9 protein-coding genes are annotated in these 9,527 nt (G+C 70.3%); all 9 read right to left on the bottom strand.

Features of this window, described 5'->3' with window-relative positions; translation table 11 throughout:
- Positions 1-9: 9 nt before the first annotated feature.
- Complete coding sequence (locus GA0070618_RS29105) at positions 10-1,014, bottom strand: sialidase family protein (RefSeq protein ID WP_088984484.1); 1,005 nt, start codon at positions 1,012-1,014, stop codon at positions 10-12.
- Positions 1,014-2,543 (bottom strand): tripartite tricarboxylate transporter permease, encoded by a 1,530-nt coding sequence (locus GA0070618_RS29110; RefSeq protein ID WP_088984485.1) that lies wholly within the window; start codon positions 2,541-2,543, stop codon positions 1,014-1,016. The genes GA0070618_RS29105 and GA0070618_RS29110 overlap by 1 nt, the downstream gene beginning before the upstream one ends.
- Complete coding sequence (locus GA0070618_RS29115; RefSeq protein ID WP_088984486.1) at positions 2,540-3,028, bottom strand: tripartite tricarboxylate transporter TctB family protein; 489 nt, start codon at positions 3,026-3,028, stop codon at positions 2,540-2,542. Before GA0070618_RS29115 ends, GA0070618_RS29110 begins: the two co-directional genes overlap by 4 nt.
- 2 nt (positions 3,029-3,030) lie before the next feature.
- A complete protein-coding gene (locus GA0070618_RS29120) occupies positions 3,031-3,993 on the bottom strand; it encodes a tripartite tricarboxylate transporter substrate binding protein (RefSeq protein ID WP_088984487.1) in 963 nt (320 codons plus the stop codon).
- The gene (locus GA0070618_RS29125; RefSeq protein WP_088984488.1) at positions 3,990-4,673 is read right to left on the bottom strand and encodes a GntR family transcriptional regulator; all 684 of its coding nucleotides are present in this window, start codon (positions 4,671-4,673) and stop codon (positions 3,990-3,992) included. The genes GA0070618_RS29120 and GA0070618_RS29125 overlap by 4 nt, the downstream gene beginning before the upstream one ends.
- A 239-nt stretch (positions 4,674-4,912) precedes the next feature.
- On the bottom strand, positions 4,913-6,262 hold the full coding sequence (locus tag GA0070618_RS29130; RefSeq protein WP_088984489.1) for a cytochrome P450: 1,350 nt from the start codon (positions 6,260-6,262) through the stop codon (positions 4,913-4,915).
- On the bottom strand, positions 6,255-6,992 hold the full coding sequence (locus GA0070618_RS29135) for a DUF4386 family protein (RefSeq protein WP_157749035.1): 738 nt from the start codon (positions 6,990-6,992) through the stop codon (positions 6,255-6,257). The genes GA0070618_RS29130 and GA0070618_RS29135 overlap by 8 nt, the downstream gene beginning before the upstream one ends.
- A gap of 24 nt (positions 6,993-7,016) precedes the next feature.
- Entirely contained in the window at positions 7,017-8,396 is a 1,380-nt protein-coding gene (locus GA0070618_RS29140; protein WP_157749036.1) for a cytochrome P450, read from the bottom strand.
- Positions 8,393-9,520 (bottom strand): type III polyketide synthase, encoded by a 1,128-nt coding sequence (locus GA0070618_RS29145; protein ID WP_088984492.1) that lies wholly within the window; start codon positions 9,518-9,520, stop codon positions 8,393-8,395. Before GA0070618_RS29145 ends, GA0070618_RS29140 begins: the two co-directional genes overlap by 4 nt.
- Positions 9,521-9,527: the final 7 nt, after the last annotated feature.

Below are 9,527 nucleotides of genomic sequence, written 5' to 3' on the forward strand. Positions count from 1 at the left end.
CTCCGGGGATCAGGGGTGGAGCAGGGCGAGGACGATGCCGCGCCGCTGCCAGGTGTAGGTGACCGCGAGCCCGTCGGGGGTGCGGACCAGACAGGGGTAGGAGAACTCGTTCACGCCGGTGGTCAGTACGCCCGAGTCGGCGGGCTGGTAGCCCTCCCGGTCGGCCGCGCCGGTGGACTCCTCAAGGGTCAGCCAGGGCTGCCAGGTGTCCCCGTCGTCGGTGGAGACCGAGACGACCAGCGGGGCCCGGGAGGCCCAGTCGCCGGTGGTCGGGTTGTGCGCGAGGTGGACCGTGCGTCCGTCGGCGCACGCGCTGACCCCGGAGTTGTTGTTCGGCACCGCGCTGGGCACCCCCGGTGACCAGGTCTCGCCCTCGTCGGTGCTGGCCGAGGCGACCAGTCGACCGGAGGTGCTGCGGGCCAACAGGCGCAGATCGCCGTCCGGGGTCGCCCAGAGGGTGGGCTGGATGATGCCGGCGCCGGGGAACGTGTCGTGGTCGAGCGGCACGTCCGGGGTGCGCCGCCAGGTCAGGCCGTCGTCGTCGCTGATGTCGACGAAGGCGTCCCAGCGGGGCCGTTCCCCCCACGTCTCGGTGGAGGCCCCGGCGAGCAGCCGGCCGGAGGGCAGCCGCAGCGGCGGGACGCGGACCGGTCCGCGCCCTCCTTCGCCGCCGTCGACCAGCGGACGCGGGGCCGACCAGGTTCGGCCCCCGTCAGCGGAGCGGACCAGCCAGGTCCGCCAGGCACCGATGGTCGCCCCGACCTTGAAGTAGAGCAGCAGGTCCCCGTCGACCCGTGGGTGCAGCACCGGGTTCCAGCAGGGGGCGAGGTCGCCGCTGACCACGGCCGGGGCGGACCACTCGTCGCCGGTCCCGGTGGTCAGCCGGATCCGGGAGTTGGCGGCCCCCTCGTGGTCGCCCTCGAACCAGGCGACCACGAAGCGGCCGTCCACCGCGCAGACCGTGCTGCCGTGGCACTGGCCCGGCACGTCCCGCACGACGAAGTGTCGGCGCATCAGCCGTTCACTCCGGTGTGGACCTGCTCGTCCGCCGGGGTGTGCTCGGCCGGCTCCCCCCGGCGGGCCTTGAGTCGGGCCCGCACGCGGGGCACCACGATGGCCAGCACCGCGACGACGATGAGGAAGACGGCGATCGGGCTGGTGTAGATGGTCTCCAGGCCGCCGATCTCCATCGACCGGCGGAAGTTCCGCTCGGCCAGCGGACCGAGAATCAGGCCGAGCACCACCGGGCCGGCCGGGAAGCCGAACCGGCGGAACAGCAGTCCGACGATCCCGAAGAGGATCATCAGGCCGACGTCGAAGACGCTGTTGTTGACCGCGTACGTGCCGACCACGCAGAAGGTCAGGATGACCACCCAGAGGAAGCGGTTGGGCAGTTCCAGCAGCTTGGCCACGCCACGCATGCGCAGCAGGCTGATCCCCAGGGTCAGCACGGTCGCGAAGAGCATGATGCCGGCGATCGAGTAGACCAGGTCGGGCTGCTGCGAGAAGAGCATCGGGCCGGGCTGGATGCCCCAGATGATCATGGAACCGAGCATCACGGCCATCACCGAGTCGCCGGGCACACCCAGGGCGAGCGTGGTGAGCACCGATCCGCCCACCCCGGCGTTGGACGACGAGTCGGCGGCGGTCAGCCCCTCCAGGGAGCCCTTGCCAAACCGCTCCGGCTCCTTGGAGACCTTCTTCGCCTGGTTCCAGGCGACGATGCCGCCGATGTCGCCGCCAGCCGCGGGCAGCACGCCCACCACCGTGCCGACAGCCGAGCCCACCGCGACCGGCTTGACCATGCCGCGCAGTTCCGCCCGGTTGGGCCACCAGCGGCCGAAGGTCTGTATGGCCTTGTCCCGGGCGTGGCCGCGTTCGAGCATCTGGCCGAAGACCTCGGCGATGCCGAAGAGGCCGATGATCACCGCGATGAACGGGATGCCCTCGACCAGCTGCGGGATGCCGAAGGTGAACCGGTCCGAGCCGTCCAGCGGGTCACGGCCGATGGCGCCCAGGGCCAGGCCGAGCAGGCCGGCGATCAGCCCCTTGACGATCTTGCCGCCGGACACCTCGATCATCATGGTCAGACCGAAGACGACCAGGGCGAACATCTCCGGCGAGCCGAACTCGACGGCGAGGTTGCTCAGCGGGACAGCGGCGAACATCAGCACCGCGATGCCGATGAACCCGCCGATCGCCGACGCGTACGCCGAGGCGGTCAGCGCGATGCCCGCCTTACCCTGCCGGGCCAACGCGTACCCGTCGAAGGTGGTCGCGATGGAGGCGGGGGTGCCGGGTGTGTTGATCAGGATCGCCGGCACCCGGTCGCCGAACTGCGCCGCGACGAGAATGGTCAGCAGCACGGCCAGGCCGGGCACCGGGTCCATGGTCAGCGTGAAGGCGCTGGCCAGGGCGACCGCCATGGTGGCGCTGATCCCGGGGAACGCGCCGACCAGCATGCCGATGGCGGCCCCGATCAGGACGCAGAACGCGATCTCGAGAGTGAAGAGGGCACCGAAGCCCTCGACCATTGCGCTCATACGGGCACCTTCAACAGGAGTGCGAAGAGGGCGTAGAGCACCACCGTGATGCCGGCCGGGAAGAGGACGAGGTCCTTGATCCCCCGGCCGCCCGCGATCCAGGTCAACCCGGCGATAAAGATCATCGCGGAGACCAGGAAGTGGACGTAGTACCAGAGGACGCCGAAGGCGAAGGTGGCCAGGACGAACCCGGCGACCCGCAGGACCCCGATCCGGGTGGCCGGCTCCGGCTGCTCCTCGTCGCGGGGGGTACGGACGAAACTGGCGACGATCTGGATCACCGACAGGCCGATGATCCCGAAGGCCAGGGCCTCGGGCCAGATCCGCGGACTGACCGCCATGGCCCGCTGCGGCAACTCGATCGAGCGGGCCAGCACAAGAAAGACGACGCCCAGCAGCAGGAAGACCCCGCCCAGCGCTGCCTCGCGCAACGGCGAGGCAGCGCTGCGGTCACCCGCGACGGGGGCCGGTTGGTCGGCGGACATGACTAGTAGATCTCGCCGAACCGGTCGTACTCGGACTGGGCGAAGGTGGTCGCCTCGTCGGGCGAGGTGGCCATCGGGGTGTTGCCGGCCTTGGTCATGACGTCCTTGAACGTGGTCGTCGAGGCGGCCTTCTGCACGGCGGCGGCAAGCTTCTCCTTGACCTCGGCGGGCAGGCCCGCCGGAGCACCGATCAGGCCCCAACCACCGATGACGATGTCGTGGCCGAGTTCCTTGGCGGTCGGCGCGTCGGGCAGCGAGCTGACCCGCTCGGGGGCGAGCACCGCGAGGACCCGCATCCGGCCGTCCTTGGCGGCGGTGGCGGACTCGCTGACACCGGCCATGACCGCCTGGACCTCACCGGAGACACCGGCCGCGACAGCCGGGGCACCGCCGTCGTACGGGACGGGCTTGAAGGTCACGCCGGCCGCCTCGCCGAGGGCGAGGGTGGCGGCCTCCCAGATCGCGCCCGCGCCGGAGTTGGCGACGGTGATGGTGCCCGGCTTGGCCTTGGCGGCGTCCAGGAGCTGCTGAAGCGTCTGGTACGGGCTGTTCGCCGGCACCGACAGCGTCGCCGGGGCGTTCATCACCTGGCCGAGGAGGGTGTACTGGTCGGGCTTGATGTCCGCGCCCTGGTGGCCGAGCATCGCCACCTCGACCGGCACGAAACCGATGGAGTAGCCGTCGGCCGGGCGGTCCTTGAGGTAGGTCAGGCCGACCCGGCCACCGCCGCCGGTGCGGTTCTCCACGACGATGGACTGACCGAGGTCGGCCTCCAACTCCTTGGCGAGGGTACGGGCGGTGAGGTCGGAACCACCGCCCGCCCCCGCGTGGACCACCATGGTCAGGCTCTTCTCGGGGTAGTTCTCCGACGACGCCTCCTCGGTGCCGCCGCGGTTGGCGCACGCGCCGAGCGCGAGTGTGCCGACGACCGCCATGGTGGCGATCCGGAACATCCGTGACTTCATAGGTCTGATTTCCTCTGGGACGGGGGTGGGGAAACCGCGGCCTGGAGCCGCGCGCGGGTCTTCCGCAGGTGTCGGTGCAGTTCGTTCTTGACGTCGGCGACCTTGCCGGCGGCGATGAGCGCCGAAAGGTCGTGGTGCTCCCTCGCCGACGGGGCGAGGTCGTCCATGCGCTTGCCGGAGGCGTGCAGCAGGCCCTCGATGGTGGGGCGGAACTGGTTCCAGAGGACGTCGAGCCGGGTCAGGCCGGCGGCCTCGAAGAAGGAACTGTGGAAGCGGATGTCGGCGGTGGTGAACGCGGTGGCGTCCCGGGCGTCCGCCGCCGCGTCCATCTCGACCAGGGCGGCGGCCAGCCGGCTGGTGAGGTCGTCCCGGTTGGTGTCCATGGCACGTTCGAGGGCGAGCAGCTCGAAGGACTCCCGCAGGGCCATCAGCTCGTCGATGTCCGCCACGCTGAGCGAGAGCGTCACCACGTTGCGACCGGTCCCGGTGACCAGCCCTTCGGCGCGAAGGATCCTGATGGCGTCCCGGACCGGGCCACGACTGACCCGGAACGACTCTGCCAGTTCCTCTTCCACGAGCCGGGTGCCGGCCGGGACGTCGCCCACGATGATGCGGCGACGCAGCTCGCCGGCGAGCTTCTCGCCGAGCGACTCCACCCGGATGGGCCTGACGTTCAACACCGGAAACCTCCTGGAAACTGTTGACAGTTAACACCGCGTTACCTGCACGGTCAACGGTTGACGAAGCGATTTTCGCTGGCCAGCCTCCTTCCGGCCGGGATGCCACGCCGGCAGAGCGGGACGGACCGGACGAGCGCGTACAGCCGGGACGGCCCGCCGTCCCTCCCGTCGAGGACGGGCGCGGACAGCACAAGGGCCGACCCACCGGTGGTGGATCGGCCCTTGCCGGGGGTTCGCGGTCAGCCCGACCGGGCGGCCACCCGCATCCGCATGCCGTGCTTCGGCGCGAGGGTGACCAGTGGCTTCAGCGCCACCTTCTGGTCCGGTTCGAGGGTGAACCGGAACCGCTGGGCGAGAGTGGCCAGGATCAGCTTCGCCTCCATCTCGGCGAAGCCGGCCCCGACACACATCCGCTCCCCGCCGCCGAACGGCATGAACGCGTACCGGGGGATCTGCGCCTCCCGCTCGGGGGCGAACCGCTCCGGGTCGAACCGCTCCGGGTCCGGGAAGTACCGCTCCAGGTGGTGCATCACGTACGGCATGATGAAGATCCCGCTGCCCCGGCGGATCCGATAACCACCCAGCTCGACGTCCTCCACCGGGGTGCGCTTGTTCAGCGTCCAGGCGGGCGGGCAGAAGCGCAGCGCCTCCTTGAAGACCATCCCGGTGTACCGCAGCCGGGGCAGGTCCTCCGCCGTCGGGGGCCGGTCCCCCAGCACCTCGTCCAGCTCCGCGCCGAGCTTCTCGGCCACCTCCGGGTGCTGGGATAGCAGGTACCAGGCCCAGGTCAGCCCGTTGGCGGTGGTCTCCTGACCCGCGACGAAGATGGTCACCGTCTCGTCGCGGACCTGCTGGTCGGTCATGCCGCTGCCGTCGTCCTCGTCCTGGGCGGTCAGGAACATCGACAACAGGTCACCCTGGTCCTCCGCACCGCTGGCCCGCCGCTCGGCGATGATCCGCATGACCGCCCGGTCGAGCACCCGGGTGCCGCGCTTGAGGAGCTGGTGCAGCGGCAGCAGCAGCCACGGCGACACCAGCATGCCGAACTTGCTGATGTTGATGGCGACGTCCTGGAGGCCGGCGACCGCCCGCTGGACCTTCAGCGCCTCGTCGTCGGAGACCCCGCTGCCGAACATCGCCCGGGACACCACGTTCAGCGTCAGCTTCATCATCTCGTGGTGCATGTCGTGCACCTCGCCCGACCGCCAGCCCTCGATCTGGCGCAGCGAGCTGTCCACCGCGATCTCGCCGTACCCGGTCATCCGCCGGTGGCGGAACGCCGGCTGCACCAGCTTGCGCTGCCGGCGGTGGTGCGCGCCCTCGCTGGTGAGCAGGCCCCGACCCATCCAGCGGCCCAGCGTCCGCAGGTCGTGCGGGTCCTTGGTGAACTTGTCCCGGCGCAGCACCAGCACGTCGTGGATGTGCTCCGGACTACTCAGCAGGTAGTTGCGGGTCGGCCCGATGGTGAACGACGCGATGTCGCCGTGCGTCGCCGTCTCGGTCATGAACTCCACCATGCCCCGGCCGAGGCCGGGCAGGTTGCCGAGCACCGGAACGCCCTTCGGCCCCGGTGGGTGACGGTCAGCCATTGCTCGTCTCCTTCACGCCCCCGCCGGCCCGCGCCGGCTCCACCGCACCCGCCCCGGGTACGCCCCGGCGCAGCGTCACCCCGATCCAGACGAACCAGATCGGCGCGGCCAGGGCCCCGCCGAGGATCGCCGAGACCAGCACCATCGGGCCGATCCCGAAGGCCACCCCGAGCGCCGCCGTGCTGGTCAGCACGCCCAGCGCGATGCCCACGTAGGTCAGCGGCCGACTCAGCAGGCCGTGCCGCAGCGCGAGGATGTTCACCACCAGGAAGAACGGGCCGAGCGCGCCGAACCGCAGCCAGGTCGCCGGGTCCAGCCGCAGCAGCAGGTCGGTGGTGACGATCGCGGTCCGCACCGTCTCGTCCCCGCCGGCGTAGTCGGCCGTCCAGAGCGGGGTCGCGGTGACCAGGCGGAACGTCTCGACCGCGGTCACCCCGAAGGAGAGGTACGCCAGACCGGTGGTCCAGCGCACCCACCCTTCGTGCTTGTCGCGGACCAGGTCGGCGATGGCCGGGATCGCCCCGAACGCGAAGACCGCGCCGAGGGCGTACCCCCAGTAGTAGAGGATCCGGGGGGTGCCGTTCTCGGCCAGCTCCGTCCAGAGCCGGTGTTTGTCGTCGTGGATGAGCTGCGTCGGGTCGAGCACGAAGAAGGTGGTGACCACGACGTAGGAGACACCCACCAGGATCGCGCAGGTGCCGCCGAGTCTGTTCAACCGGTTGTCGTGCATAGGGGACATCTCCTCGTGCCGCCGTCAGGCCGACGGGCGGCGTGGTTCGAGGGTCATCCGCAGCCCGTACCGAGGGCTGGTGGTGACCTGCATCTTGGGTTCGACCGGGTGCCCCGGCACCATGCGCAGCCGGTACCGCTGAGCGATCGTCGCCAGGGTGAGCTGCGCCTCCAGTTGGGCGAGCCGGTTGCCGATGCACAACCGGGGGCCACCGCCGAACGGGAAGTACGCGAACCGGGGCCGGTCGGCCGACCGCTCCGGGGTGAACCGGTCGGGGTCGAACCGCTCCGGGTCCTCCCAGAAGTCGGGGTGCCGGTGGGTCAGATACGGGCTGATGTAGATCAGCGAACCGGCCTTGACGTGGTACCCGCCGAGGGTGTCCGCGCCGGCCGCCCGCCGCTCCAACCAGGGCACCGGGTAGAGCCGCAGCGTCTCCTCCAGCACCCGGTTGGTGTACTCGAGCTGCGGCACGTCCGCCACGGTGGGCAGCCGGTCGCCGAGCACCCGGTCGAGTTCCTCGTGCAGCCTCGCCTCGATCTCCGGGTTGCGGGACAGCTCGTACCAGGCCCAGCTGAGCTGGTTGGAGGTCGTCTCGTAGCCGCCGAGCAGCAGGGTGGCGATCTCGTCGCGTACCTGCCGGTCCGACATGCCCTCGCCGGTGTCCTCGTCCCGCGCCTCCAACAGCATCGACAGCAGGTCGTACGGCTGCTCGTCCTGCGCGCGGCGCTCCCCCATGATCCGGTAGATGATGCCGTCCAGTTCGGCCATGGCCGTGGTGAACTCCCGGTTGCGCCGGGTGGGCACCTTCGGCGGCGGCGCGAAGGGCACCATCGTCCGGTAGAGGCAGTAGTTGATCACCGTGTCCAGGCTGCGGGCGATCGCCGTCACCTCGCCGTCCCCGCGCAGTCCCGTGCTGAACAGCGACTTCGTAGCCACGTTCATGGACAGGTTGACCATCTCCGCGGCGACGTCCAGGGACTCGCCGCGCTCCGCGTACGACTCCCACCGGGCGATCCGCTCCACCACGTCGGCGACGATGAACTCGCCGAGCTTGAGGATCCGCTGCCGGTGGAAGGCCGGCTGCATCAACCGCCGCTGCCGCAGCCACGAGTCGCCGTCGTTGGTGAAGAGCCCCGCACCGAAGGCAAGCTTCAGGGGCCGGTACTCGTGCGACTGCTTGTCGTAGTTCTTGCTGTTCACCTGCAACACGTGGCGCAGGTGGTCGGGGTGGGTGATCAGGTGCACGGTGAACCCGGCGACGGTGAACCGCACGATGTCGCCGTACTCGGCGCTGACCTGACCGAGGAAGCCGATCAGGTCACGCCGTAGGTCGAGCAGGCTGCCGAGCAGGAACGTGCCGCGCGGCCCGGGAGCCAGGCGCGGTGCGGACGGGTTCGCGGTCACCACTGGAGCAGGACCGCCTCTTGCGAGAAGCCCGGCCCCATCCCGACGACCAGCCCGTAGGTGCCGGGCTCCAGGTCGTACGACGAGAAGGTCTCGTCCATCATGTAGAGCACGGTCGGCCCGGACACGTTGCCGACGGTGCGCAGGACGTGCTGGCTGAGCTTGAGGTTCTCGGCGGTCAGGCCGAACTCCTCCGCCGTCGCGGTCAGCACCTTCGGGCCGCCGGGGTGGATCAGCCAGTGCCCGATCTGGTCGACGGTGAGGTCGTGGTCGGCCAGCAGCGGGTCGAGCACCGGCCGGAGACCGGTCTTCGCCAGGCCGGGCACGTCCACGCTCAGCCGGTTGCGGAACCCGTTGTCCAGCACGTCCACCCCGGCGACGTGCAGGGTGTCCGGCAGGAAGCCGGAGCGGGTGTCCACCACCCGGGGCAGCCCCGGCTTCGCCAGCGGGTGCTCGTCGCCGACCATCAGGGTCGCCGCCACGCCGTCGCCGAACAGGGCGACCGTGACGATCTGCGACACCAGGTCGGTGTAGAAGGAGCTCTCGGTCAGGTCGCGGTCCAGCGCCTCCTGGAGGTAGCCCTGCACCCCGCCCTGCCAGAACGCGGTGCCGCCCAGCTCGCAGGTGAGCAGGATGACCGCCTCGGTCGGGTGGCCCTTGAGGTAGTCGGCCACCCGGCTCAGCCCGGCCACGCCGGCCATGCAGCCCAGGCCGTTGATCGGGACCCGCTTCATGGTGGGCGCGAACTCGATCCGGTTGATCAGGATCGCGTCCACGGTGGGCACCGACACCACCGTGCTGAGCATGGAGGTGAACTGGTGGATCTCGGTCGAGGCGATGCCGGCGGTGGCCAGCAGCTTGCGGACGGTCTTCTCGCAGAGGTCCGCGGCCTCCTCGACGCAGCGGGCGGCGACGGTGCTGAACGGCGGCGGGTCGAAGAAGGTGTCCAGCGGCATCGCGAAGTAGCGACCGTCGATCTGGGTGTTGTGGAAGAGACTGTCGATGATGTCCAGGTCGATGTCGAGCCCGATCGCCTGGCAGTACTTCCGCAGCGTCGTGGCGAGGGTCTGCTGATCGTAGTAGTAGGTGGGCAGGCTGGTCTCGGTGGCGACGATGTACGGCACCGGTCCT

Source organism: Micromonospora echinospora, from assembly GCF_900091495.1.
In the GTDB taxonomy this organism is placed as follows: Bacteria; Actinomycetota; Actinomycetes; order Mycobacteriales; family Micromonosporaceae; genus Micromonospora; species Micromonospora echinospora.

Coding starts and splice junctions, on each gene's coding strand:
- GA0070618_RS29130 (WP_088984489.1), bottom strand. CDS start 6,262: ATGGCTGACCGTCACCCACCGGGGCCGAAGGGCGTTCCGGTGCTCGGC.
- GA0070618_RS29105 (WP_088984484.1), bottom strand. CDS start 1,014: ATGCGCCGACACTTCGTCGTGCGGGACGTGCCGGGCCAGTGCCACGGC.
- GA0070618_RS29110 (WP_088984485.1), bottom strand. CDS start 2,543: ATGAGCGCAATGGTCGAGGGCTTCGGTGCCCTCTTCACTCTCGAGATC.
- GA0070618_RS29135 (WP_157749035.1), bottom strand. CDS start 6,992: ATGCACGACAACCGGTTGAACAGACTCGGCGGCACCTGCGCGATCCTG.
- GA0070618_RS29115 (WP_088984486.1), bottom strand. CDS start 3,028: ATGTCCGCCGACCAACCGGCCCCCGTCGCGGGTGACCGCAGCGCTGCC.
- GA0070618_RS29120 (WP_088984487.1), bottom strand. CDS start 3,993: ATGAAGTCACGGATGTTCCGGATCGCCACCATGGCGGTCGTCGGCACA.